Genomic DNA, 25,119 nt, shown 5'->3' with positions numbered 1-25,119 from the left:
AAGCCTAGCAGCGCGCCGTGTCTGCGAAAAGTCAGGCCGGCGCGCGGCCGCCGAAGAACGGCGTCAGGGTCGCCCCAAGTCCATGCGCGCGGTTCGACGTAAAAATCATCTCCGCGCCGGATTGCACGATGTCGCCACTGTGCGGGCCGAGCAGGTCCGAGACGCGGCGCGCGATGGCGGGCGCAGGATCGATCCAATCGACCGGCCAGGGCGCCAGCCGCTCCAGCCGGTCGAGCAGCAGCGGATAATGCGTGCAGGCGAGCACCACCGTGTCCGTGCGCGACGTCGCATCCCCGGCATCGCCGACGAAGCAGGGGGTGAGCTCGGCGAGGATATCGCCGTCGCTGATCGGGTGGCCGCTGAGCTCACGCTCCGCAAGCGAGGCAAGCTCGGGCGAGCCGACCAGCGTAACCTCGCAGCCCTGCGCGAAATCGCGGATCAGCGCCTTGGTGTATTCGCGCTTCACGGTGCCTTTGGTGCCGAGCACCGAGACTCGCCGGGTCTTCGACCGGGCGCAGGCCGGCTTGATCGCCGGCACCGTGCCGACGAAGGACACGGAATAAGCGGTCCGCAGATGCGATAGGACCAGGGTGGAGGCGGTGTTGCAGGCGATGACGACGAGGTCAGGATCATGGGCGCCGATCAGCTCCCCCATCAGCGGCACGACGCGGGCGATGATCTCGTCCTCGCTGTGATGGCCATAGGGGAAGAAGGCGTCGTCTGCGACATAGACGTAATGCGCGTCCGGGCGCGCGGCGACGACCTCACGCAGCACGGTGAGGCCGCCGAGGCCGGAATCGAATACCAGGATCGTCGGGGACTTGGTCACGGCGTTACCTTAAGGCGCCATGGTTACCATTCGGTTTTTTGGGCGGTTTTGCGGCGGGGATGGCTGGCGCCCAGTTTGGAACGATTCAATTTCACCTTTGCCGCATGTCCCGGCTATTTGCAGCCGTGCGCTGCGGTTGGGATATCCGCAAATTTTCGGGGGGCTTCCGTGATCAGAAATACGAGGACCGGCTGGGGGAGCATTGCCCGGTGGTTTCACTGGGGTTTGGCGCTGGCGATCATCGACATGATCGGCTTTGGCTGGTGGATGAACCACATCCCCGCGCGTGCCGACAAGTTCTTCTATCGCTCGATCCACGCCGACTTCGGCTATGTGATCCTGCTGCTTACGGTGCTGCGCCTGGTCTGGCGCGCCTTCAACCCGACGCCGGCGCTGCCGGCCGAGACCTCGCGCTGGCAGAAGATCGCGGCTCGTGTCAGCCATGGCGCGCTCTATCTCGTCGTCATCCTGGTCGCGATGCTGGGCTGGGCGCATTCCGGCGCGCGCACGCCGAATTATTCCGACTTCTTTGGCCTGTTCAACGTGCCGCAATTCACCTCTCCGGACAAAGTGGCGGCGGGCGCCTATGAGGACCGCCACATCTTCTTTGCCTATGTGCTGCTGGCCCTGATTGCGGTCCATGTGATCGCAGCCCTCTGGCACCACTTGGTCCGCCGTGACCGCGTCGTGGCGCGCATGGTGACCGATGAGGCGGGGTAGGGCACGAAAGCTGACCGTGATCGACGCTGGCTCCACAATGACAGAGTATGATGTGGCATCGCGGCTGATCCAAATTGAAGTCGCAAGGAGACGCCCATGCTCACCGTCCATCACCTCGGCAAATCACAATCCGAACGCATCGTCTGGCTCTGCGAGGAGCTCGAGATTCCCTATGAGCTGAAGCGCTATGCGCGCGATTCCGTCACCATGCTGGCGCCGCCCGACTACAAGGCGCTGCATCCGATCGGGGCGGCCCCCGTCATCGTCGACGGCGATCTCGTGCTCGCCGAGTCGGGCGCCATCGTTGATTACATCATGGCGAAGTACGGCAAGGGCCGCCTCGTGCTCGGCCCGGACGCGCCCGACTTCGCACCATTCCTGTACTGGTTTCATTTCGCCAACGGCACGTTGCAGGCCGGCATGGGCCGGCTGATGATGCTGAACCGGCTCAAGCTCGCCGAGGACAATCCGATGCTGGTCGCGACCAGGGCGCGCCTCGACCGTGCCTTCGATCTCGTCGACGCACGCGTGCGCGATGTGGAATATCTGGCGGGCCCCGCCTTCACCACCGCCGACATCATGATGGGCTTCTCGCTCACCACGATGCGCTATTTCCAGCCCTACGATCTCGCGCGGTGTCCGAATGTGGTCAAATATCTCGGCCGTATCGGTGCGCGGGCGGCCTATCGGCAGGCGATGGAGAAGGGCGATCCTGGAATGGCGCTACTGCTGAGCTGAGCAGGAGCCGCGATCAGCGCGGCATGTGTTTGGTTGCACGCTCGATCAGGTCGTCCAGCCTCGAGATAAACTTTGCAAGGATCGGCGAGGTATTGGCCTTGTGGTAGCCGATGACGAGGTCGATCGTCGGCGCCTTGCCCTTGAGCGGGCGACTAACGACGGACCAGGGAAGAAAGTTCTTGATGTAGCCCGGTATCAGGGCGAAGCCGCGGGTAGAGGCGACCATCGACACCGCCATGGCGAGGTTGTCGGCCTCGTGCGCCGCCGCGATCGACCGGCCGCTGGCGCCGAGATAACGGTCGATGACCTTGCGAAGTGCAGGCGCGGTATCCGACACGTTGATGAAGGGTGTTCCCTCCAGCTTGGCCAAGTCGATGCTGTCGAGCTTGGCCAGGCGGTGGTCGCTCGGCAGCACGGCAAGCAGCGCTTCCTCGACCACGGTCCTGTAGGTGATATCATCAGCTCCAGTTTCGCGCCGCATGAAGGCGAGATCGAGATTGCCGCGCATGAGGCCCTCGGCCAGCACCGGCGAAAAGTCGCTCGTCACGCTCACGTCGATCGTCGGCAGCTCATTGCGCAGGACGCGCATCGCTTCGGGCAGCCAGTCGATCTCCTGTCCCGTGAGGAAGCCGAGCGCGAAGCGCGATTTTTCGGGGCGGCCGGCGCGACGCGCCGCTTCAATCGCCACGTCGGCTTGCGTCAGGGCGAGGCGTGCGTGATCCAGGAAAACCTTTCCCGCCGCCGTCAGCTCGACGCCATGCACGCTGCGCGAAAGCAGCGGCACGCCGACTTCGTATTCGAGATCGCGGATTTGCCGGCTGAGTGAGGGCTGCGCCGTGTGCAGCCGCTTCTCGGCGGCGACCGTGAGGCTGCCCTCCTCGGCGACCGCAATGAAATAGCGGAGATGACGTAGCTCCATGGGGCATGCCTCACAGGTATGTCCCGCAGCTTACAAAGTCTTTTTCAGGACCGCCAGCCTGCACCAAATAGCACCCCGACGAAGGTCGCTGCACCAAACCATACCTGATTGGCAGGGAATGGAGGGCAGCGGCCGGCGAAGGAGGGTGACCATGGCCGATCTCAAGGGAAAGACTGCGCTCGTTACCGGTGCCTCACGCGGCATCGGCCGCGCCTCGGCGCTGGCGCTGGCCGAGCGCGGCGCGCAGGTGCTGGTCCATTTCGGGCAAAGCGCCAAGGAGGCGGAGGCTGTCGTCGCCGAAATCCGCAAAGCCGGCGGCCGCGCCGATGCCATCGGGGCTGATCTGAGCGCGCCGGAGGGGCCGCACCAACTGGCGGCGCAGGTGAAGAACATCGTCGGCGACCGGCTCGACATTCTCGTGGCCAATGCCGGCGTCGGCAAGGCGGCCGCGATCGAGGAGACGACGGTTGCCGATTTTGACAGGCTGTTCGCGGTCAACGTCCGAGCACCGTTCTTCCTGGTGCAGCAATTGCTGCCGATCCTGCACGAGGGCAGCAGCATCGTGCTGGTCTCCTCGCTCGCCGCGCACGCGGTGGTCGGGACGCTGCCGGCCTATGCCGCCACCAAGGGCGCGATCGATACGCTGGTGAAACACTTTGCCGCAGCGCTCGGCGCGCGCGGCGTGCGCGTCAACGCGGTGGCGCCCGGCGTGGTGGCCACCGAGATGTCGTCTTTCGCCAAGACCGATGAGGGGCGCGACTACACGCTCGCCATGCAGACGCTGAAGCGGATCGCCGAGCCCGACGACATCGCCGGCGCCGTCGCCTTCCTCGCCTCTCCCGACGCACGCTGGATCACCGGCGACACCATCCACGTCGACGGCGGCTCAAAACTCTGAGCCGGCCGCCGTCCTTTGCCCCAACCCCATTAGGGAACTCCACCATGTCAAAGAAGCTCGAAGGCAAAACGGCACTCGTCACCGGCGGCTCGCGCGGCATAGGCGCCGCCATCGCCAAGCGGCTCGCCGCCGATGGCGCCAAAGTTGCCATCACCTACAGCAAGGGTGCGGACGCTGCAGTCGCCGTCGTCAAGGCGATCGAAGGCGCGGGCGGCAAGGCGATCGCAATCCAGGCGGATGCCACCGATCCCAAGGCCGTGCGGGCTGCGGTCGACAAGACCGTCAGCGCGCTCGGCAAGCTCGATGTGCTCGTGAACAATGCGGGCACGGCGATCCCCAAGACGTTCGAGGAGACCATGCTGGAGGAGCTGGACCAGGTGATCAACCTCAACATCCGCGGCGTGTTCATTGCGACGCAGGCCGCACTGAAGCAGATGAACAATAATGGCCGGATCATCTCGATCGGCTCATGTGTCGGCGAGCGCATGATGACGCCCGGCCTGGTGCCTTATTCGGCGACCAAAGCTGCGATCCGGATGTTCACGCAGGGGCTGTCGCGTGAGGTCGGCGACCGCGGCATCACCGTCAACAACGTGCAGCCGGGGCCGATCGACACTGATCTGAACCCTGCCTCCGGCGACTGGGCAACCCCGCAGAAGGCGGCGACCGCGCTCAACCGCTACGGCAAGGTGGAGGAGGTGGCCGCACTGGTGGCCTTCGTCGCCAGCCCCGAGGCATCCTACATCACGGGCGCGAACCTCACGGTCGACGGCGGCACCAACGCCTGATCGCGGGAATAATTGGAAGCCGGGCGGCCGAAGCACAGCCGGTCGCCCGGCTCACGCGATCCTGTTCGTGGTCGCCGATCGCGCTGCGGTGAGCTGATTCTGCAAGCGATCGATGTTTTGCAGCAGCCGCTGGCTGGTCAGCACCAGGAAATAATAGCCGAACTGCGGGTCCTGGAAGTAGATCTCGAGCAGGCGGTCGTAGGTGATCGTCAGCACCTGGCCGTCTTCGATGCATTCGATCGTTCCCGTGCGTCGGTTGTCGGGCGTGAGGAAGCCGAGCTCTCCCATCAGCGCGCCGGGCTGAATCTCGACGTTGATCTCCTTGACCAGGAACTTGCCGGTGACCGTGAGGAGCATCTCCTGGGCCGGATCGCCGAGCTTGAACAGCGTATCGCCGCTTCGATATTTGCGCTCGGTCATGAACGGCTTGAGCCATTCGATCGACATGTCGCCTTCGGCGGCATGGCGCGCCTTCTTGACCAGCTTGAGCATCTGCCGCAGGCGCAAGGCGTTGATCGGAAGCAGCAGCAGATAAAGCAGGAACGTCGAGACATTGGCCGAGAGCGCGCCGAAGATGGCGAAGAAGCCGCAACCGATCATGTTGGCGACGCGGAGCGGCACCATCGTTCGCATCAGCAGGGTGGCGACGAAGAAGCCGGCGCCGATCGCGGCGAACATGTTGGCCAGCGTGATGTTGTGGACGAAGATCTCCAGCAGCCGGTTGAAGATCGCGTCGTAGGTGACGTTGTTGGGATCGAGGCCCATCTGGACCAGGATCTTCGCGATCCTGAGGTTATCCGTCGCCGCTTCCAGAATGCGGTCGAGGATCGAGGAAATGTCTGCATTGCCGGACGGCATGGTACTATCCCTGCGTAAGGCTTTCAGTCCTGCTCGGTATTCGTATAGCCGAAATCGAATGACGACCGCTTGAATGAAGCCTTCGGCCGCCATGCTGCAAGGGGCAAATTTTAGCCTGATCGGGCATTTCGGCAATTGCCCGTTGGTTGCGCGTATGGCCTCGGTGCGGCCCGTGATTCGGGGCCGCCGGGGTACAGGCTTGGGCGTCGTGGACGGACGTCGTAGACGGGTTTGGGCGCCCCGGCGCGGCGGGCGCGGGGCTATCTCCGCCTCAGGGCTTGGCGGCGGGCTGGATGACCTGCTGCTCGACGAGGGTCAGGTGCCCCGGCAGGGCGCCGGCACGCAGCTGCATGGCGACGCTGTTGGCCTCCTCCAGGGTGAAATTGCCGGAGATCTGGACCGAGCCGCCGGTGATGGGCTCGCGGATCACGGGGGCCGAGATCACCTTGTCGTCGAGCACGATGGCGAAGGGCTTGCCGACGTTCTCTTCTGTGACGTGGGCGAAGCGCCGTGCGCCGCGTCCATTGAAGCGGAACTGGGCGATCGGATCCTTGGTGCCGCTCGCAAAACCGGGCGCCGCATAGTTGATGTCTTCGCCGTCGAGCGCGCTGTCCTTCGAACTTTCCCTGGCGACCAGATAGGGCCGCTTGTCCTTGAAGCCGAGCAGGATTTCGGAGCCTTCAGGCGGGGTGCCGGATTGCGCCTGCTCCGGCGTCATCGACACATCGACCGGGCGGAAGCTGACCTTGACCCTCCGGGCGAAGATCGCGGCGATGCGCTCGGGGTCGGTCACGCCAGGCAGGAAGATGCGGATGCGGTCGGTCCCGTCAGGGAGGACGCTGACAAGTGTGACGCCGGAATCCTTGAGGCGCTGCTCGATCATGGCGATCGAATCGTCGACGAGGTCGTGCAGTCGAGCCGCGGATGCCGCATCCGTCGGCGCCAGCCTGACCGCGCCATCGCTGCCGTCGCTCACTGCGAGCGCATGCGAGGGCAGCCCGTCCGCGGCTGAGGCGAGCTTGCGCGCGAGCTGATCGCGGCCTTTGGCATCCGCGATCTTTACATCGACGCCGCCGTCGCGGATCGCGAGATTGGAGTAGGCGATGTGGCCGTCGTGCAAGCTCTTGTAGACGTCGTCGCGCAGATCCGTGACGACGCTCTCGCGCAGGCCAGAGCTGTCCACCTTGTAGATGATGCGTGACCCACCCAGCTTTTCCATCTTGTCGCCGACGAAGGCCACGATCTTGGCGCGCATCTTGTCGAGCTGGTCCTCGGCAAGCGCGGCGCGCGGCAGGGCGATCGCCGACGCCAAGATTGCCGATGTTATCGTGAGCGCGAGGATCAGTGCTGTGATGCGGTTTTGCAGCGGCGTCGTCATGATGTCCTCGCGTCGTGCGGCGTCGCCTCCGGCGATGCCGCTGCGAGTTGGTCCGCAAATCGGGCGAGGAGGTTCACCGTGATCGGCGATTTGCTATAAATTCAAACAATAATAAAAGCTTGCGGCCGTAACCGGGATACGGTTTTGCGTAACCGGGATACGTGTGTTATAGTGTTTGCTGTTGGAGCAAACGGCCGTGATCCCCGCGAAGAAGCGAGTTCGAAAATACCGAAGAGAAGGCGGCGCCGCAGATCTGGTGCGCGTCGAGGTCCTGATTCCGCCGAGCGCCCGAAACGAAGTGCTGGCAATGGCCTCTCGCATGCGGGCCGAACATCGCCAGACCAAGGACCTCCAGTTGCTTCTTGACAATGCGCTTCGTCTTTACGGATCGCGAATACTCGACAATGTCGATCTCGGCCGGCTCCCCGACGTCCGGTCGCGTGCTGCAGTCGCTGCGCGCGCAATGATCGATCGCGGCGATGCCCGGGCGTTTGCAATGGGCAGGAAGATGCTGGATCGCGTCAACGAGCGTGAGGATTGAGATGGCTCTCAGCAAATTGCAGAGCGACATCCTTCGTCTTCTGGCCAGGAACCGGTCCGAGAGCAGCTATCTCGCCGGTGGCTTGATGCTCAACAAGGATTGGCAGAGGCGATCGGACGACATCGACATCTTCCACGACACCGACGAGGAAGTGACCGAGACGGCGAAGGCCGACCTGGCCCTTCTCGAGGCCGCCCGCTTCGCAACGCATCGCGATTTCATCATCTACGGCTGTGTCGATGCGACCATTTCGCGCGACGGCGAATCCACGATCATCCAGTGGTTCGCCGAAACGAAGCTTCGCTTCTTCCCGCTCGTCAGAGACGAGGAATGGGGAGCGCGTCTGCATCAGGCGGACCTTGCCATCAACAAGATACTTGCCGCTGCAGGTCGCTCGAAAGCGCGTGATATCGCCGATCTCGTTGCAATCGGCCGCGACTATTGTCCGCTCGGACCGCTCGTGCTTGCCGCAGCGGGCAAGCCGCCCAATTTCTCTCCGCGTCGAACCATCGACGAAGTGCGCCGGCACGCATTGTCGATTCCGGCGGAAGAGTTTGCCGCCGTGAGGGGCCTGCCGATCGAATGGTCAGCTGGCTTCATTCGCGACGAACTGCTGCGCCTGATCGAAGTGGCAGACCGGTACGTGATGTCCGCGCCGCCGGAGTTGACCGGGATACTTGCCGTCGGCAAGACGGAAGTCCCGACCGAAGTTTCAGCTTCAAACCGTGCGGATGCAATTCTGCGAAGGCCAACTGCCGAGCCGGAAGTGATGCCCGCGCCGGCTGATTTCAACGCGGTGGGCTGGACGCCGGATCGCCCCTAACCTCTCAGAGGTCGACGGTGGCTTGCCGCGTGCGGCCAATTGCATCGGGCCATGGACGAACGCCAAATCATCCATCATTCTGTCCGCGCTCGACCGGCCAATCGGTCGAGCGCCCCGCCTAACCAAATGTCGAAAAGACAGGCGAGGGACTGCATCTGAGGGAGGAGCGAATTCCATGGCGGGCATCCACGCGCTCGATCGGCTCATCGGCAACGACTATCCGGAGCTTTTGACGGACGAGGAGGTCCGGGCCTTCGAGCAGGTCCCTTACGCGGATAGGGTCGCGGCCGAGAGCACCTATGATGCGATCAAGCTCGGGGCTGCGCGCAATCCCGACGGGCCGGCGATCCAGTTTCTGCAAAATGCCGATCCGGCCGATACGCCGCTCGTGGTCACCTACCGCGACTTCATCGCGCGGGTGACGCAGGCCGCCAACATGTTTCACGCGCTCGGCGCGGGAAAGGGCGACGTCATCTCCTTTATGTTGCCGCTGCTGCCCGATGCCTTCGTGACGCTGTTCGGTGCGGAGGCCGCCGGCATCGCCAATCCCGTCAACCCGCTGCTCGAGCCGCACCAGATCGCGGAAATTCTGGAGGCAGCCAACACGAAGATCCTGGTGGCGCTCAGGCCGATGCCGGGCACCGACATCTGGCAGAAGGTCGAGCAGATCCGCCCCTCACTCAAGCACCTCAAGGCGATCGTGCAGGTGGCTGGCAGCGGCGATCCCGCCAACGGAATTTTTGCGTTCAACGACCTGATCAAGCAGCAGCCGTCGGACCGGCTCATCAGCGGGCGCACGATTTTGGGCAGCGACATCGCCGCGTATTTCCACACCGGCGGCACCACCGGCACGCCAAAGCTGGTGCGGCACACCCATGCCAATCAGGTCTATCAGGCCTGGGCGCTGAACCTGCTGCTGAAGCCGAAGCCCGGCGCCAACATGCTGTTCGGCATGCCGCTGTTTCACGTCGGCGGATCGTTGACGCAGGTGCTGCTGACGCTGTCCGCCGGCGGCTCGCTGGTCGTGCTGTCGCCGAGCGGCTGGCGCAATCCGAATGCGGTGAAGAACATCTGGGGCCTGGTCGAGCGCTTCAAGCCGGAGGCGCTGTCGAGCGTGCCGACGGTGCTCGCCGCAACGCTCGCAGTGCCGCCGGGCAATGCCGATATCTCCAGCCTGAAATATGCAGCCGGCGGCGGCTCGGCGATTCCGGTCGCGGTCGGCACGGCAATCCAGGAAAAGCTCAAGCTGCCGGTGGTCGAGGTCTACGGCATGACCGAGACCTCGAGCGTGCACACGCTCGCTTATCCGTCGCGGCCGATCCGGCTCGGCTCGGTCGGCCTTCCCATGCCTTACGCGCGTGTCCGCATCGTGCAGCTCGATGCCGATGGTCGCCTGATCCGCGACTGCGCGCCCGACGAGATCGGCGTCGTCATCATGGCCGGGCCCGGCGTATTCGGCGGCTACCTCAACGACGCCCACAACGTGGGCGCCTTCGTCGACGAGATCTGGGTCAATTCCGGCGATCTCGGCCGGCTCGATGCCGAGGGCTATCTCTGGATCACGGGCCGTGCCAAGGATCTTGTGATCCGCGGCGGTCACAACATCGATCCGGCGCCGATCGAGGAGATCATGTTCCGCCATCCCGCCGTCGGCTTTGCCGCGGTGGTCGGCCAGCCCGATGCTTATGCCGGCGAGCTGCCGGTGGGCTATGTACAGTTGAAGCCCGGCGCGTCTGTCGAGCCCGGCGAGCTCGAGGCGTGGGTGCGCGAGCGCACGCCGGAGCGCGCCGCCGTTCCGGTGCAGGTCATTCCGATCGACCCGATGCCGGTGACCGGCGTCGGCAAGGTGTTCAAGCCGCAGCTGCGCTGGGATGCGGCGCAGCGCGTGTTCACCAAGGTGCTGGCGCCGCTGGTCGCGCGCGGCATCGACTGCAAGGTCAAGGTCGGCGCCCATGGCAGTCACGGCTCGATCGCAACCGTCACGCTTGCGGGGCTTCCGGCGGACCAGCGCGAAATCGTTGCCAACGAGGTGCACACGCTGCTCGCGCCATTCGTGATGCGGCACGAGGTGGTGCAGGCGTAGCAGAGAGCGAGAGAACGTCGCGCTCGCGGTGAAAACTTGTGATGCCTATGTCCGGCCTGACGGACGCTGCCGTAGGGTGGGCAAAGGCGCAAGGCGCCGTGCCCACCATTCACAGATGCGATTGTTGTGGTGGGCACGCTTCGCTTTGCCCACCCTACGATATCGAGACTGACGTTACCCCACCGGCATCGCCGTCTCGATCAGGCGCACCCAGAACGAGGCGCCGTGGCCGAGGATGTTGTCGTTGAAGACATAGGCCGGGTGGTGGCACGCCGGGCTGTCGCCCATGCCGACCAGCACCATGGCGCCGGGGCGCTCTTCCAGCATGAACGAGAAATCCTCCGCGCCCATCATCGGGATGATTTTGTCGTTGACGCGCTCGGGGCCGACGATGTCACGGGCGACGTCGGCGGCGACGCCGGCTTCGCGCGCATGATTCAAGGTCACCGGATACATCCGCGTGTATTTCGTCTCCGCCGAGCCGCCATAGGCACGGGCGACGCTCTCGGCGACTTCGCCGATGCGGCGCTCGACGAGATCGCGCACGTCGGGATCGAGCGTGCGCACGGTGCCGCTGAGCTCGGCGGTCTCGGGGATGATGTTGAAGGCGGTGCCGGCGTGGAATTGCGTGACCGAGATCACCGCCGATTTCAGCGGATCGACGTTGCGCGCCACGATCGATTGCAGCGCATTGACGATCTGCGAGCCGATCAGGACGCTGTCGATCGCCTGGTGCGGGGTGGCGCCGGCATGGCCGCCCTTGCCGTGCACGGTGATACGGATGTTGTCGGAGGAGGCGAGCAGCGGGCCCGGCGTGGTCGCGAAATGGCCTTCGGCGAGGCCCGGCATGTTGTGCATGCCGTAGACCTGGTCGATGTTCCAGCGCGTCATCAGGCCGTCCGCGACCATGGCCTTGCCGCCGCCGCCACCTTCCTCGGCGGGCTGGAAGATTACGACCGCGGTGCCGTCGAAATTGCGCGTCTCGGCGAGGTACTTTGCGGCACCCAGCAGCATCGCGGTGTGGCCGTCATGGCCGCAGGCGTGCATCTTGCCGGGGATCTTCGAGGCGTAGGGCACATCGGCGGTTTCCACGATCGGCAGCGCGTCCATGTCGGCGCGCAGGCCGATTGTCCGGCCGGAGGCCGACTTGCGGCCGCGGATCACGCCGACCACGCCGGTGCGGCCGATGCCCGTCACCACCTCGTCGCAACCGAACTCGCGAAGCTTGTCGGCGACGATGCCGGCGGTGCGATGGACTTCGTAGAGCAGCTCCGGGTTCTCGTGGAAGTCATGGCGCCAGGCGGCCATTTCGTCGGAGAGGGCGGCGATGCGGTTGACGATGGGCATGGATGGGGTCCGTTTCTTGTTCGTAGGGCGAGTCGGCGCAGCGTAGCCGCCGCGATATCGGGGCGAAAGGCGGATTACACTGCACTATCCGCCCTTCGGGGGCGGCATGGGTCCTCTCAGAAATTAACTGTCAATCACGGATCATTGACTAACAGATATTGAAATCTGTCAGCGAGACTATATCTGCTGCCAGACGCTCCGATTGGGCGTCCCGTGGTTATCCCCCTCCCGGGGGCCCGAGGTCCGAAACAAGTGCGGATCGAGGGACGGGGTTTGGGGATGGGGACCGCGGATGAATGGAGACTTACGACAATGACGACCGAAATCATCAATCTCACCGGGACGATTGGGCATTGGCTCAATTTACTGGTGGCGCGCCAGATCGCGGCGCAGGCTGCAAAACTGCCTCATTAAGAATTGAGCATGATCTCGTCGGAAAACCGCTACACATTTTTCCGGATCATGCTCTAGGCGAGAGCTTTCCGAACCGGCCGGCATGGGCGCTTCGGTAAGCATCCATCGCCGGATAACTGGGCCCTGAAGGGGAACATGGTGTTGGCATGAACGAAGCCGTTGTCTTGACGCCGGAGCGGATCCTCGAAGTCACCGAGGACGTTTTGCGGCGCTACGGACTTGCCAAGGCCACAGTGGTTGACGTTGCCCGTGCGCTCGATGTGAGCCATGGCAGCGTCTATCGCCATTTCCCGAGCAAGGCTTCGCTGCGCGAGGCCGTCGCCAAACGTTGGCTCGACCGCATCGACGCGCCGTTGCGCGAAATCGCCGAGGAGCAAGGCCCTGCGCCCGCGCGGCTCGACCGCTGGCTGCGCACGCTGTTCGCGGCCAAGCGTTCGCGCGTCCTCGACGACCCCGAGATGTTCGAGACCTATCTGACGCTGGCCCGCGAGGCCTGCGCGGCCGTGCGGTGTCACAAGGACACCATGATCGACCAGATCGCAGCGATCCTGTCCGACGGCGTGAGGCAGGGCGTATTCGAAGTGGCCGACGTCAGGACCACGGCACGCGCGCTGTTCGATGCCACCTGCCGCTTCCATCATCCGGCCCATGCCGACGAGTGGAAGGATGCCGAGCTGCCCGCCCGCGTCGATGCGACGCTCGCGCTGCTGCTGCGCGGGCTGAAGGCGGCGTAGATCGCGCCGCCTGACTTTACCCTCTCGCCTTGTGAAGAACCTCGCCCTCGCGCACCGGGGACGATGTGGCTGCGTGCCTGCGCGGGTGAAATCCGCCGTTGGATGCCGGCACGACCGGCGGGCTTTCCGGGTAGGTGTTGATTGCGATTTCGACGGCGTCCTTTGACCGCTTGCGAAGGCGGTAGAATGTGAGCTCCTGCTCGAGCATAGGGCAATGGAAGTGGACGACGGCGGTGTCCGGCAAGCGGCAAAGTTCGTCGATGAGCTCGCCTACGGTGATGATCGGGGGATGGTCGACTGCCTTGTGATGAGCTTTACTCATGGCGTTGTACTCCTCCACATGGCTACAACCGAAGCCGTACGGTCTCCGTTCCATTTCGCTCAGCAGATTGAAGAGTCAAACGTTCCAGGCGGGATTCCGGCAGCCTCGCTGCTAGATATTCGTCAGCCCGCAAGCTGCCGCCAGCCGCACGAGCTGCGCATCCGTGCGCGCGCCGGTCTTGGTCTTGATCAGATAGTGGTAATTCTGGACCGTCTTGACGCTGAGATTGAGATGCGTCGCGATCTGCTCGGTGGTGGCGCCACCGGCGAACTGGCGCAAAATCTCGATCTCGCGCTCGCCCAATTGGTCCAGCGCTGACCCTGTCGACAGGCTGTCCTCGGCCAGCACATGCGCGATGTCGTCGCTCATGGCCCGCTCGCCGCGCGCGACGCTGCCGCCACCCCGGATGCCGCCCAAGGACGAGCAATAGCCTCTTCACCATTGCGGGAGCCTGGCGCTGGTAAACCGCCCCGCGCTGGCGCATCTTGTTGACCTCCCTCAAATTGGCTTTATCGGCGTCAATTAGGAATTTGAGGGTGGAGGGTGCGTGCTTCTCGCTGTCTTCTCGGATATCCACGGCAACCGGCAGGCATTCGAGGCGTGCCTGAAGGTGGCCCGCGCGAAGGGCGCGGAGCGGTTCGTCATGCTCGGCGATTTCGTCGGCTATGGTGCCGATCCGGAATGGGTCGTGGATACCGCGATGGAGCTGGTCGCCAAGGGCGCCGTCGCCGTCCGCGGCAATCACGATCAGGCGGTGAACTCCTCGTCCGAGACCATGAACAATGAAGCCCAGATTGCGATCGAATGGACGCGCGGACGGCTCGACGCCGCGCAGCGCCGGTTTCTTGCCGAGCTGCCGATGCTCGTCGAGGACGGCGACCGTCTGTTCGTGCACTCGGAAGCCTCTCATCCCCAGCGCTGGCACTACATTCGCACGATTGCGGACGCTGCCAGGAGCCTGATATCGACCCGCGCCCACGTGACGTTCTGTGGACACATTCACCGTCCCGCGCTCTATTCGATGTCGGTGACGGCGAAGATGACGGGCCTCGTGCCCAAGACCGATGTGTCCGTGCCCCTCCTGCGCGGGCGGCAATGGCTGGCCGTGCTCGGTGCGGTCGGCCAGCCGCGTGACGGTGATCCATCGGCGGCTTTCGTGCTGTTCGATACGGTCTCATGCCAGATCACGTATTGCCGCGCGCCCTATGACGTCGCGAGCGCGGCGAACCGGATCCGCGAGAACGGCCTGCCGCACTGGCTCGCCGACCGGCTGTCGGCGGGGCGCTAGAGGCCGATGCCGAAACCGCTGGTCAAACCCGGCGCCGTCATCGACGGCTACACCATCGGCGAATGTGTGCATGCCGGCGGCATGGCGACGCTGTGGACCGTCACCCATGCCGGCATTGACGTGCCGCTGCTGATGAAGATCCCGAGGGCGTCCGAGGGTGAGGACCCGGCGGCGATCGTCTCCTTCGAGATGGAGATGATGATCATGCCCCGGCTGACCGGGCCCCATGTGCCGCACTGCTACGGTACCGGCGATTTCGCGCATCAGGCCTATGCGGTCATCGAGCGCATTTCGGGGACAACCCTCTACAAGCGGCTGCCCGACTTGCCGCTGCCTTACGACGAAGTTCGGCAGCTCGTCGCGAAGATCGCGACCGCGCTCGCTGATCTGCACCGGCAGAGCGTAATCCATCACGACATCAAGCCGAGCAGCATCATGTTCCGCGATCATGGTGAGGCCGTGCTGATCGACTTTGGCCTGTCGCATCATAACCATCTGCCCGATCTGTTGCAGGCGGAGTTCCGCCTGCCTTACGGCACCGCGCCCTATATGGCGCCGGAACGGCTTCGAGGGGTGCGCGACGATCCCCGCAGTGATCTGTTTTCGCTCGGCGTGCTGCTCTATTTCTTCACCACCGGCGAACGTCCCTTCGGCGAAGGCGAGACGCTGCGCGCGATCCGGCGCCGGCTGTGGCGCGATCCTTATCCGCCGCGTGCGCTCCGCAGCGACTATCCGCCCTGGCTCCAGGAGGTGGTGCTGCGATGCCTCGAGATTGAGCCGGACTGGCGTTATCCGACAGCGGCTCAGCTCGCCTTCGATCTGACCCATCCGGACCAGGTCAAGCTCACCGCGCGCGCGGAGCGGATGAAGCGCGATCCGCTTAGTGTCGCCTGGCGCCGCCGTTTCAACCCCGACGTCAAGCCACCGGGTGCGAGATCGGATCTTGCGACGCAAATTGCGATGAGCCCGATCGTCGCAGTCGCGCTCGACACGGCGGAGGGTGCGCCTGAACTGAACGAGTCGCTGCGAGTCACCACGGAACGCATCCTGGCAACTCTTCCGTCAGCACGGCTGGCCTGCGTCAATGTGCTGAAGCTCAACCGCATTGCCATCGACAAGACGCTGGACGAGCAGGGCTCCAACAAGCACATCGACCGGCTGGTGGCGCTCCGGCATTGGGCGACGCCCTTGAAGCTGGACGAGAGCCGGCTGTCGGTTCATGTGCTGGCGGCTGTCGATCCCGCCACGGCGCTGCTGGAATTCGCCGAGATGAACTCGGTCGACCATCTCATCATCGGGGCGCGGCAAAATTCGTTCAGGCGTACCTGGCTCGGCAGCGTCTCGGCCAAGGTGGCTGCCGAGGCGACCTGTACCGTCACCGTGGTGCGGCCGCTGCGGATGGCTGCGGACGCGGCGAACACAGATGCCGGCGTGGTATGGGGCTAGGAAAGATCACGCCGCGTGAGCGGTGTAGAAGGAACGTTTGCGGCGGATCGGCCAGGAGAACGTAAGCGCTAAGCGGGAACCCTCGCTTCGGGATCGGGACAGCTGTGCGAAGAAGCCTCCGGCTTGGACGGAGGTTTGGGATGGGATTGGACAGCAAAAAAGACGTCCATTTGGACGGCTCATCGGCAGGGTCGGTGAGCCGGCTGGAGGTTCTTGAAGGACCGTCGGGGCGCCGTGTGCGTTCGGAGGCTGAGAGAGCCCGGATCGTGGCCGAGAGTTTGCTCCCCGGTGCCCAGGTGTCCGAGGTGGCGCGCAAGCACGGAGCGACGCGCTGGCAGATTTACGATTGGCGGCGACGCTTTCGACTGCGAGGCATGTTGGCGCCGTGCGAGGCATCGCAGTCGACATTCGCACCGCTGGTCGTGGAAAGCGGGTTGGAGGAGCGTCACGTTCCGGCGATCAAGCTTGAGATCGCGATCGGCGATGTCGTGCTGCGGACCGACACAGCCATAGTTGGCGAGCAGCTGTCCCGAGTGATCCGCGCAGTGCGAGCGTCACGATGATCGCGGCCGGTGCCGATCTGAAGATTTACATCGCGACGCGGCCGATCGACTTCCGCTGTGGCCACGATGGGCTTGCGGCGAAGGTGCAGGAGATGCTTCGTCTCGACCCGTTCAGCGGCGCAGCCTTCGTGTTCCGATCGAAACGAGCGGACCGGATCAAGATTTTGGTCTGGGATCGAACGGGCCTGGTGTTGGTGCACAAGCGTCTCGAAGGTTGCAAGTTCGTTTGGCCAACGATCGCAGACGGCGTGATGCGCATATCGCCGGCGATGTTCGCAGCCCTGTTCGAGGGGCTGGATTGGAGGTTAGTCCGCCCGGAAGAAGCGCGGCGTCCCCAGGCGGCTGGATAACTGCGGCAGAATGACTCGGAAGCTATTTTGAACGTGGCACGCGCGGCGGCGATGTGCTCGAAATAGCGCATGAGCATCGCGGCGCTGCGCGACGAAAATGAACAACTGAAAGCGCTTTTGGCGCAAACGCAGGCGGCCTTGAGCGAGCATCAGGGGGCGCTGGCGGCGTCGGAGGAGGCTCGGCGCCGGCTGGAGGTCATTCTCGGCGAATTACGACGCGACAAGTTCGGCTCGAAGTCCGAGAAGCTACGACCAGATCAGTACCATTTGCCGCTCGAAGACGTGGAGATCGCGCAAGGCATTCTGGACGCGGCGCAGGAGAGAGCCGAGAAGGTCATCCAGGGCCGATCGCGGAGCGATCCGGATCAAGGTTCTCATCGCAATCGCGGCTGCTTGCCTGCTCATTTGCCGCGGGTGGAACGGATCATCGAGCCTGCGAGCACGCTCTGTCCGTGCGGTTGCGGCGCCATGACGAAGATCGGCGAGGACGTCAGCAAGCGCCTCGACGTGATCCCGGCGCAATGGCGCGTGCTGGTCACACGCCGCCCGAAATACATCTGTCGCCGCTGCTCGGGCCCTGTCGCGCAGGCGCACGCACCGGAACACGTCGTGCCCGGCGGGCTGCCGACCGAAGCGGCTATCGCGCATGTGGTCGTCTCCAAGTTTGGCGACCACATGCCGTTTTACCGTCAGGCCGAGATCTATGCGCGCCAGGGCATCCGGCTTGATCGGGCGACACTGGGCAACTGGTCCGGTCGCGCCTGCTTCCATCTTCAGCCCATCGCGGACCACATGCGCCGTCGCCTGGCCATGGCGGATCGTCTGTTCATGGACGAGACCACGGCGCCAGTACTCGATCCGGGGCGAGGCCAAACGAAGAAAGGCTACTTCTGGGCGATCGTCTCCGACGACCGTGGCCACAGCGGTCCAAGTCCGCCGATCGTGCTGTTCCGATATGCCCCCAGTCGCAGTGGTGCCTTCGCTGAGGAGTTCCTGCACGGCTTCAACGGACGCTTTCTGCAATGCGATGCCTATGGCGGTTATGACCGGCTAACTGAAGTCGCCCGACCACAAGGGCCGTGGACGCTCGTGCACTGCTGGAGCCATTTGCGCCGGCGCTTCGTCAAATTGGTGCGCAACAGCAAGTCTCCGATCGCCGAGGCCGCCGTTCGGCACATCGCGCAGCTTTACGCCATCGAAGCCATAGTGCGCGGCTCATCGCCGGACATCCGGTTGGCCGCGCGCAAGGAGCACTCGCTGCCCATGGTAGCCGCGTTAAAGTCGTGGTTCGAGAAACAACTGTCGATGATCTCCAGCGGTTCGACGCTCGCCGAGGACATCCGCTATGCGCTCAATCATTGGCAGGGGCTGACCCGCTTCCTCGAAGACGGACGTCTCGAGCTCGACACCAACCCGGTCGAGAACGCCATCCGCCCAGTTTGCTTGACCAGGAAAAATGCTCTCTTCGCCGGTCACGAAATCGGGGCAGAAAACTGGGCTTTGCTTGCATCCATCGTGGCCACCTGCAAGCTCAACGACGTCAATCCGGCCGGCTACATCGCAGAAACACTCGAGGCGATCATCGACGGCCATCCCCGTAGCAGGATCGACGACCTCATGCCGTGGCGATTCCGCAAGGCGTCAAGCCAGCCTCAATAGGGTGACGGCTAAGCGCTTACGGAGAACTGAGGGCCGGGCTCGCCGTGATCCGCGCTGCCGCCGAAATACTGAATGATCTCGCGGCAGGGTTCGCAGTTGAAGAGGTTACGCGACGCTGACGCCTTGGTCATTTCCTTCAGGCAGTTCGGGCAGTGGGGTTTCATCAGTCTTGGTCCAGAAGAAGATTTCAATGCCGGCGCGGTGACCGGAACGGGCGATCCAGGTCCGCGGTCTCGCCGCCTGGATTGTCGTGCTTCTCGCCTTCGGTGCGTTCGAGCCGCCCGAAGAAATAGTCGAGGTTCGGATGCGGACGGCGCGGGATGCGGCACCTGCGCTTCGGCTGACGCTTCACGAGCGCGAACTGCATGGCGTCAGATCCTGTTGCGATGGATGTGACGCGCCGAGCGTGCCGGGACCTGCACCGGTCCAGCCGACGGGCCAAACACAACAAACGCACAAAAACCAGTCCACAACGCCACGCCAGTCCAAACCAGGGTCGTCGTCATGATGTGCTCCCGTGAAAACAGGCAAGAATCACTAGCAGTGATTTGCGCGAATCAGGGAAGTCCGGAGGAGTACGGAATGAGGTCGCAATTTTAACTATTTGCGCGATGCGGCGCGGCGAGAACAGCCGCGCTGGACTGAGCTCAGTTGCGGCTTAGATCGCTTCGCCGCGGGCGCCGAGTGCCGCGTTGCGGATCGCCGCGATGTTGGCCTTGTAGGTTTCCTGCGTGCCGCCTTTGAACACGGAGGTGCCGGCGACAAAGGCATTGGCGCCGGCAGCCGCGAGCGCGCCCGCGACATCAGGGCCGACGCCGCCGTCGACCTCGATGTCGATCGGCCGGCCCGCCGTCATCGCGCGGATGTCGCGGATCTTGCCGATCGCAGAGGGAATGAAAGCCTGGCCGCCGAAGCCTGGATTGACCGACATCACCAGCACCAGATCGACCAGGTCGAGCACATATTCGAGCACGCTGATCGGCGTGCCCGGATTGAGCGAGACGCCGGCCTTCTTGCCGAGCGCGCGGATCGCCTGCAGCGAGCGGTGCAAATGCGGACCGGCCTCGGCATGCACAGTGATGTGGTCACAGCCGGCCTTGGCAAAGGCCTCGAGATAGGGATCACAGGGCGAGATCATCAGATGGGCGTCGAACACCTTCCTGGTGTGCGGGCGCATCGCCTTGATGACGTCGGGGCCGTAGGAGATGTTGGGAACGAAGTGCCCGTCCATCACGTCGAGATGGATCCAGTCGGCGCCTGCGGCGTCCACCGCGCGGACCTCTTCGCCGAGCTTCGAGAAATCCGAGGCCAGGATCGAGGGCGCGATTGCCAGGGGGCGGGGGGCGAAGGCTTGGGTCATGGCGTGGTTTCCCGTGGCGGCCGAAGGGCGAATGGCCTCGCCTAACATGGGCCTCTCGGCCGGGCAATGCAGGGAGGGGGAGCTTCCTGTGGGCGGAAAATTCTGCCGCCGGCGGCATGAATTGCCGATGTTCCCCGATCCCAGTGAGTGCGGCAGATACGGATTTCATTGAGCTTTTCGTGCTGGCACGACGCTTGCTGACCTCACGGCCAGAACATTGGCCGCGGCATGCCGCATGGGTTGGAGTTGTGCAATGTTGTTTGCGCTTGGCGCCGTCTCGAGTGCGCTTGATGCCATTCAGTCGCTGACGAACTCGAAATCGTCCTCCTCGACGTCGTCGCAGGCGGCGACCAATCCGTTCGCGATCGACAGCGGCAGCAGCACGACCACCGGCGCGACGTCGTCGGTCAATTCCGGCAATTGCGCGCAGATCTCTCCGGAGACGATGAGCGCGCTGATCGCTGCGCAGAGTCAGTCGACGGCCTCGACCAGCAGCACGACCAGCTCCACCTCGTCGAGCTCGACTTCCTCGACCTCGACGAGCCGGGATGCTGCGTTGAAGGACCTGTTCTCGCAGCTCGATGCGAATGGCGACGGCCAGATCAGCAAATCCGAGTTCGAGAAGGCTCTGGGCGCCGGCGGCACCAATCTGGCGCAGGCCGACGACGTGTTCTCCAAGCTCGATAGCAATTCCGACGGCAGCGTCAGCCTCGACGAGATGTCGAAGGCGCTGAAGGGCAGCGGCCATCATGGCGGCCACCACCAAGCGCAGGCCGCGAGCGGCTCGGGCGATGCGTCAGGCAGCGACTCCGATTCCTCGTCGTCTTCCTCGAGCGGCGGCTCGACCTCGACCACGACGACCGGCGCCGACGGCTCGACCACCACCACTGTCACCTATGCCGACGGCTTCAAGATGACGACGTCGGTGCCGGCCGCTTCCAGCTCCTCAAGCGCGTCCGGCGGCGGCAATTCGCCCTATGACTGGTTCGGCCAAATGATGCAGCGTCAGGCGCAGACCGCGGCGGGATCCGCGGCCTCATCGATGTCGATGAGCGTGTAACGTCCGCTCGGTGTCATGCCCCGGCTTGACCGGGGCATCCAGTACGCCGCGGCCCCTCGATTCAATCACAACCCTCTCTGGAATACTGGATCGCCCGGTCTTCGCCGGGCGATGACACCTGACGTGGGAAGAGAGGCGTACTCTCCTTACGTGCCAAACCGATCCTTCCACGCCGGCAGCGCGCTCGGGAATGGCAGCGCCGTCGCGCTGTAGACGCCACGGGCGATCGCGCGCGCGACCACATTGGCGGCGACCATGCCGAGCTCGGTGAGGCCGACCACCGGATCGATCGGCTTCGCGCATGTCGCGGCGGCAAACAGCACGTCGCCATCGATCGGGGCATGCACCGGATAGATCGCGCGCGCGAAGCCGGTATGCGCGATCATCGCCAGCCGCTTGGCCTGGGGCTTGGTCAGCACCGCATCGGTGACGACGACGCCGATCGTGGTGTTTTCGCGCTCGGTTGCGGCAGGGCCGCCCTTGATGCGCATCCTGAGCATGTCGTCAGTGAATTTGTCAGGCAGTCCGCGGCCGCCGAACTCGTTGTTGACCTCGAATGGCGCCGCCCAGAACCACGGTCCGTCGCCGACGGTGGCGCTGCCGACCGCATTGACGGCGATGAGCGCCGCGACTGTGATGCCGCTGCTGGTGACGGCGGACGCCGAGCCGAGCCCGCCCTTGAACGTCGCTGTGGTGGCACCGAAGCCGGCGCCAACGCTGCCGAGAGCGAACTCCGTTCCGGCGGAGGCCGCCGAGGCGTAGCCGAGATCGCGATAGGGCGCGAAGCGGCCCCACGCCTTGTCGCCGCCGTTGAGCAGGTCGAACAGGATCGCGCCCGGCACGATCGGGATCAACGCCTCGCGGACGCGGAAGCCGCGGCCTTGTTCGGCGAGCCAGGCTTGCACGCCGCCGCCGGCCTCGATCCCGAAGGCGGAACCGCCGGACAGTGCAATCGCGTCAACGCGTTCGACCGTGCTGGCAGGATCGAGCAACGCGTCCTCGCGCGTTCCGGGTCCGCCGCCGCGAACGTCGATCGCCGCCACCGCCGGCTGGTCGAACACGATCGCCGTCGTGCCTGAGGCGAGTTTTGCATCATGGGCGTGGCCGACGCGGACGCCGGCGATATCGGTGAGGAGATTTTTCAAGGACGGCACTCCGCTGCATCGCCTCAGCGATAGCGCAGGCGAGCGGCACGCTCAACTCGCCAGCGCCGTCCTGAGCATTTTGGCGAGCTCCAACTTACGGTAGGGCTTTGCCAGCAGCAGCACGCCGGAATCGAGCCGGCCGTGATGGACGATGGCGTTTTCCGTATAGCCTGAGGTGAACAGCGTCTTCAGCTCGGGGCGCCGCCGCGCAGCCTCGTCGGCGAGCTGGCGGCCATTCATGTTGCCGGGCATGATGACGTCGGTAAAGAGCAGGTCGATATCTTTGTCGGCATCGATGATGACGAGGGCTTCGGCCGCGTTGGCCGCTTCGAGCGCGGTATAGCCGAGGCTCTTGATCTGGGTCATGACATACTGCCGCACCAGCGCGTCGTCCTCGACGACGAGGATTCTCTCGTCGCCGCCGGCGATGGGCACGTTCTGGAGCGCCTCGTACTCGGTCTCCTGCACGCCGGTCGAACGCGGCAGGTAGATCTTTACGCTCGTGCCGTGGCCTTCCTCGCTGTAGATCTTGATGTGGCCGCCGGATTGCTTGACGAAGCCGAACACCATGCTCAGGCCGAGGCCAGTGCCCTTGCCGACTTCCTTGGTGGTGAAGAAGGGATCGAACACCCGCTCGATCAGGTCCGCCGGAATGCCCGAGCCGGTGTCGCTCACCGCGATCATCACGTAATTGCCGGCGACGACGTCGGGATTCATGCTGGCATAGCCGTCGTCGAGAAAGATGTTGCGGGTCTCCAGCACCAGCGTGCCGCCGTCGGGCATCGCATCGCGCGCGTTCAGCGCGAGATTGAGGATCGCGGTGGAGAGCTGGCCCGGATCGACCAGAGCGGGCCAGGCATCTTCGGTGAGCTGCGGCAGGATGGAGATCTGCTCGCCGAGCGTCGGGTGCAGCAGCTTAGCCGCCTCGAGCGTCAGCGCATTGACGTCGATCTCGCGCGGCTGAAGCGGCTGCTTGCGGGCGAAGGCGAGCAGATGCTTGGTCAGTTGCGCGCCGCGCTCGGCGGCATCGTCGATCAGCTTGGTGATGGCGGCGAGCTCGGGCCGGTCGGCGACCGCGTCCGCCAAAATACCGATCGTGCCGGTGATGACGGTGAGCACATTGTTGAAATCGTGGGCGACGCCGCCGGTCAGCTGGCCGATCGAATCCATCTTCTGCGCTTGCCGGAACTGCGCTTCGGCTGCCTGCTTCTCGGTGAGGTCGCGGCCGATGAAGAAATGGCGCTTCACGGGCTCGGACCAGGTCCCCATCCAGTTCAGTGAGACCTCGTGACCGTCAAAATGGTAGTAGCGCGCCTCGAAGCTGCGCTTGGTCTGGCCGCGGCGCGCCGCGCGCATCTCGCCCCGCGTCTTCTCGAGGTCGTCGGGATGGATGAAGTCGGTCGCGCTGTGCCCGATCATGTCGTCGGGGCTCAAGCCGAGAATGTCCTTCACGCTCGGGCTGACCTGGATGAAATTGCCAAAACCGTCGGTGACAAGGATCAGGTCGCGCGAGGTTTCGAAGATGCGCTGGCGTTCCTCGATCTCGCGACGCAGCTTCTCGCGCGATTGCTTTTCCTCGGTGATGTCATGGGCGATCTTGGATGCGCCGATGATTTGCCCGCTGTCCGATCGCAGCGGCGAGACGTTCAGGACGACGTCGAGTCGACGGCCGTCCTTGTGGATGCGAACGGTCTCGTGCTGGGCGATCGACTCGTTGTTGCTGATGCGGTTGAGAATGCCCCTGGCTTCGGCCTTCTGGTCCTCCGGCACCACGAGGTAGATCGACTGGCCGACGGCCTCGGCGGCAGAATAGCCGAACAGGTGCTCGGCAGCCTTGTTCCAGCCGGTGATGATGCCGTCGAGCGACTCGGTGATGATCGCATCGTTGGAGGACTCGACGACGGCGCCATACAGCGCGAGACGTTTTGAGTAGAAGTCGCGTTCCGAGGCCGACTGTTGGCGCAGCCGGCCGACGAGGCCCATCGTGTGCGCCTGGAGGCGGACATTTTCGATCAGGAGCACGGCGAGCACGAAGCTCGCGGCGCAGAGGCCATAGAGGCGGCCGGCATAGAATCCGAGATCGTAGCGGGCCACGTTGACGATCGCTGACAGCGCGATGTCGAACAGCCAGGCGCACATCGTGACCATGAGCCAGATGTCGATCACCGTGTGCGGCTTGCGGAACCACAGCGTGATCAGCGCCGCGACACTCAAGGACCAGACGAATGACACCACGCCGATCATGGTGGTGGTGTAGTGGCCGTCCCGGAGCAGGACCGGCAGCCGATCGTGCTGCGCCGTGACGATCCAGGCGATGGCGACCATCGCGACGATCACGCCGAGGACGGCGAGGAGGATGGGACGCCCGGTCGATCCGTCGATCTTGTTGCCGCCGTTGCCATCCTTGAGCCAGCCATAGGCCAGCACGAACAGCGGGAATCCCCCGTGCCAGATCATGTAGAGCCAGACCGTGGTCTGTGTGCTGGCGCCCAACAGTCCGGTCGGTGCGAACAGACCCGGGAAGGTGAGGGCGTGGGTCACCGCCGCTGCTGCGGTGAACAGATACCCGGTTGACAGCAGCAGCAGCGCGCGGCTGTGCAGCACGGCGAATTGCGACAGCAGCAGAACCGCGGTGATGATGTCGCTCACGGCGAGCGCCGATTGGTAGCTGGCCACGAAGGCCGGCACCTGGATCAGCGGCTTGCCTGCGAAGGGGACAGCCAGTGCGAACAGGATCGCGGAAATGCCGACGATCGCCAATGCTGCAGTGCGATCGCTCTGCGCGGCCGGCAAGGTCGAAAGGAATGTGCTTCGGTCGTTCTTTGCGTGCACGTTGACCTCTCGCTGGGTCGGCAT

At 64.3% G+C, this 25,119-nt stretch carries 24 protein-coding genes and 1 pseudogene; 13 read left to right on the top strand and 12 right to left on the bottom strand.

The genetic code is table 11. The annotated features are described in order from the left end of the window. Nucleotides 1–31 precede the first annotated feature (31 nt). Complete coding sequence (gene murI, locus ACP2YP_RS26300) at nt 32–829, bottom strand: glutamate racemase (protein ID WP_426419178.1); 798 nt, start codon at nt 827–829, stop codon at nt 32–34. A gap of 168 nt (nt 830–997) precedes the next feature. Between murI and ACP2YP_RS26295 the strand changes: the two genes are divergently transcribed. Next, nucleotides 998–1,549 carry a cytochrome b gene (locus tag ACP2YP_RS26295; protein WP_426419177.1) on the top strand — a complete coding sequence of 184 codons (552 nt, stop codon included), beginning with the start codon at nt 998–1,000 and terminating at the stop codon, nt 1,547–1,549. 96 nt (nt 1,550–1,645) lie between these two features. Beyond that, on the top strand, nt 1,646–2,287 hold the full coding sequence (locus ACP2YP_RS26290; protein ID WP_426419176.1) for a glutathione S-transferase family protein: 642 nt from the start codon (nt 1,646–1,648) through the stop codon (nt 2,285–2,287). 13 nt (nt 2,288–2,300) lie between these two features. On the opposite strand, the gene ACP2YP_RS26285 is transcribed toward ACP2YP_RS26290, so the two are convergent. Continuing rightward, on the bottom strand, nt 2,301–3,206 hold the full coding sequence (locus ACP2YP_RS26285; RefSeq protein WP_426419175.1) for a LysR family transcriptional regulator: 906 nt from the start codon (nt 3,204–3,206) through the stop codon (nt 2,301–2,303). A 151-nt stretch (nt 3,207–3,357) separates the two neighbouring features. Here ACP2YP_RS26285 and ACP2YP_RS26280 point away from each other — a divergent pair, with 151 nt between their 5' ends. Together ACP2YP_RS26280 and ACP2YP_RS26275 are read left to right on the top strand one after the other, a co-directional pair. Further along, nucleotides 3,358–4,104 (top strand): SDR family NAD(P)-dependent oxidoreductase, encoded by a 747-nt coding sequence (locus ACP2YP_RS26280; protein WP_426419174.1) that lies wholly within the window; start codon nt 3,358–3,360, stop codon nt 4,102–4,104. A 44-nt stretch (nt 4,105–4,148) separates the two neighbouring features. Continuing rightward, nucleotides 4,149–4,892: a 3-oxoacyl-ACP reductase family protein gene (locus ACP2YP_RS26275; protein WP_426419173.1), complete on the top strand. Its 744-nt coding sequence runs from the start codon at nt 4,149–4,151 to the stop codon at nt 4,890–4,892. Between the two features lie 51 nt (nt 4,893–4,943). On the opposite strand, the gene ACP2YP_RS26270 is transcribed toward ACP2YP_RS26275, so the two are convergent. From ACP2YP_RS26270 to ACP2YP_RS26260, 3 genes are all read right to left on the bottom strand, one after another. Then, the gene (locus ACP2YP_RS26270) at nt 4,944–5,750 is read right to left on the bottom strand and encodes a Crp/Fnr family transcriptional regulator (protein ID WP_426419172.1); all 807 of its coding nucleotides are present in this window, start codon (nt 5,748–5,750) and stop codon (nt 4,944–4,946) included. Between the two features lie 271 nt (nt 5,751–6,021). Further along, a complete protein-coding gene (locus ACP2YP_RS26265; RefSeq protein WP_426419171.1) occupies nt 6,022–7,128 on the bottom strand; it encodes a SecDF P1 head subdomain-containing protein in 1,107 nt (368 codons plus the stop codon). Between the two features lie 166 nt (nt 7,129–7,294). After that, nucleotides 7,295–7,699, bottom strand: coding sequence for a hypothetical protein (locus tag ACP2YP_RS26260; RefSeq protein ID WP_426419170.1), 405 nt, complete (start codon nt 7,697–7,699; stop codon nt 7,295–7,297). On the opposite strand from ACP2YP_RS26260, the gene ACP2YP_RS26255 reads away from it, so the two are divergent. Together ACP2YP_RS26255 and ACP2YP_RS26250 are read left to right on the top strand one after the other, a co-directional pair. Continuing rightward, nucleotides 7,686–8,492: a hypothetical protein gene (locus tag ACP2YP_RS26255; protein ID WP_426419169.1), complete on the top strand. Its 807-nt coding sequence runs from the start codon at nt 7,686–7,688 to the stop codon at nt 8,490–8,492. The two genes, ACP2YP_RS26260 and ACP2YP_RS26255, sit on opposite strands and share 14 nt — an antisense overlap. Nucleotides 8,493–8,667: 175 nt before the next feature. After that, entirely contained in the window at nt 8,668–10,575 is a 1,908-nt protein-coding gene (locus ACP2YP_RS26250) for an acyl-CoA synthetase (RefSeq protein ID WP_426419168.1), read from the top strand. 174 nt (nt 10,576–10,749) lie between these two features. On the opposite strand, the gene ACP2YP_RS26245 is transcribed toward ACP2YP_RS26250, so the two are convergent. Beyond that, nucleotides 10,750–11,922: a M20 aminoacylase family protein gene (locus ACP2YP_RS26245; RefSeq protein WP_426419167.1), complete on the bottom strand. Its 1,173-nt coding sequence runs from the start codon at nt 11,920–11,922 to the stop codon at nt 10,750–10,752. 560 nt (nt 11,923–12,482) lie between these two features. Here ACP2YP_RS26245 and ACP2YP_RS26240 point away from each other — a divergent pair. Further along, nucleotides 12,483–13,070, top strand: a complete 588-nt coding sequence (locus ACP2YP_RS26240) for a TetR family transcriptional regulator (RefSeq protein WP_426419166.1) — start codon at nt 12,483–12,485, stop codon at nt 13,068–13,070. A 16-nt stretch (nt 13,071–13,086) separates the two neighbouring features. Here ACP2YP_RS26240 and ACP2YP_RS26235 read toward each other — a convergent pair whose 3' ends face one another. Continuing rightward, nucleotides 13,087–13,392, bottom strand: a complete 306-nt coding sequence (locus ACP2YP_RS26235; RefSeq protein WP_426419165.1) for a hypothetical protein — start codon at nt 13,390–13,392, stop codon at nt 13,087–13,089. A 111-nt stretch (nt 13,393–13,503) separates the two neighbouring features. Next, nucleotides 13,504–13,785, bottom strand: a pseudogene (locus tag ACP2YP_RS26230) (helix-turn-helix domain-containing protein); the annotation flags it as partial. 154 nt (nt 13,786–13,939) lie between these two features. On the opposite strand from ACP2YP_RS26230, the gene ACP2YP_RS26225 reads away from it, so the two are divergent. The 5 genes from ACP2YP_RS26225 to tnpC all read left to right on the top strand — a co-directional run bounded on the left by ACP2YP_RS26225 (nt 13,940) and on the right by tnpC (nt 18,698). Then, entirely contained in the window at nt 13,940–14,680 is a 741-nt protein-coding gene (locus tag ACP2YP_RS26225) for a metallophosphoesterase family protein (protein ID WP_426419164.1), read from the top strand. A 6-nt stretch (nt 14,681–14,686) separates the two neighbouring features. Continuing rightward, nucleotides 14,687–16,126 carry a serine/threonine protein kinase gene (locus tag ACP2YP_RS26220; protein ID WP_426419163.1) on the top strand — a complete coding sequence of 480 codons (1,440 nt, stop codon included), beginning with the start codon at nt 14,687–14,689 and terminating at the stop codon, nt 16,124–16,126. 140 nt (nt 16,127–16,266) lie between these two features. After that, a complete protein-coding gene (locus ACP2YP_RS26215) occupies nt 16,267–16,689 on the top strand; it encodes a transposase (RefSeq protein WP_426419162.1) in 423 nt (140 codons plus the stop codon). After that, the gene (tnpB, locus tag ACP2YP_RS26210) at nt 16,686–17,039 is read left to right on the top strand and encodes an IS66 family insertion sequence element accessory protein TnpB (RefSeq protein ID WP_061876445.1); all 354 of its coding nucleotides are present in this window, start codon (nt 16,686–16,688) and stop codon (nt 17,037–17,039) included. Before ACP2YP_RS26215 ends, tnpB begins: the two co-directional genes overlap by 4 nt. Nucleotides 17,040–17,108: 69 nt before the next feature. Continuing rightward, nucleotides 17,109–18,698 carry an IS66 family transposase gene (tnpC, locus tag ACP2YP_RS26205; RefSeq protein ID WP_426419161.1) on the top strand — a complete coding sequence of 530 codons (1,590 nt, stop codon included), beginning with the start codon at nt 17,109–17,111 and terminating at the stop codon, nt 18,696–18,698. A 187-nt stretch (nt 18,699–18,885) separates the two neighbouring features. Here tnpC and ACP2YP_RS26200 read toward each other — a convergent pair whose 3' ends face one another. Both ACP2YP_RS26200 and rpe read right to left on the bottom strand, forming a co-directional pair. Then, nucleotides 18,886–19,065 carry a hypothetical protein gene (locus ACP2YP_RS26200; protein ID WP_426419160.1) on the bottom strand — a complete coding sequence of 60 codons (180 nt, stop codon included), beginning with the start codon at nt 19,063–19,065 and terminating at the stop codon, nt 18,886–18,888. Between the two features lie 291 nt (nt 19,066–19,356). After that, the gene (gene rpe, locus ACP2YP_RS26195) at nt 19,357–20,058 is read right to left on the bottom strand and encodes a ribulose-phosphate 3-epimerase (protein WP_426419159.1); all 702 of its coding nucleotides are present in this window, start codon (nt 20,056–20,058) and stop codon (nt 19,357–19,359) included. A 253-nt stretch (nt 20,059–20,311) separates the two neighbouring features. Here rpe and ACP2YP_RS26190 point away from each other — a divergent pair, with 253 nt between their 5' ends. Further along, nucleotides 20,312–21,118 (top strand): EF-hand domain-containing protein, encoded by an 807-nt coding sequence (locus tag ACP2YP_RS26190; protein ID WP_426419158.1) that lies wholly within the window; start codon nt 20,312–20,314, stop codon nt 21,116–21,118. A gap of 146 nt (nt 21,119–21,264) precedes the next feature. Here the strand turns inward: ACP2YP_RS26190 and ACP2YP_RS26185 are convergent, their stop codons facing one another. Together ACP2YP_RS26185 and ACP2YP_RS26180 are read right to left on the bottom strand one after the other, a co-directional pair. After that, nucleotides 21,265–22,263, bottom strand: a complete 999-nt coding sequence (locus tag ACP2YP_RS26185; protein ID WP_426419157.1) for a P1 family peptidase — start codon at nt 22,261–22,263, stop codon at nt 21,265–21,267. A gap of 51 nt (nt 22,264–22,314) precedes the next feature. Continuing rightward, entirely contained in the window at nt 22,315–25,119 is a 2,805-nt protein-coding gene (locus tag ACP2YP_RS26180) for a PAS domain S-box protein (RefSeq protein WP_426419156.1), read from the bottom strand.

Source organism: Bradyrhizobium genosp. A, from assembly GCF_049949275.1.
Classification (GTDB): Bacteria; Pseudomonadota; Alphaproteobacteria; order Rhizobiales; family Xanthobacteraceae; genus Bradyrhizobium.
This window is presented reverse-complemented; position numbering and strand designations above follow the sequence as displayed.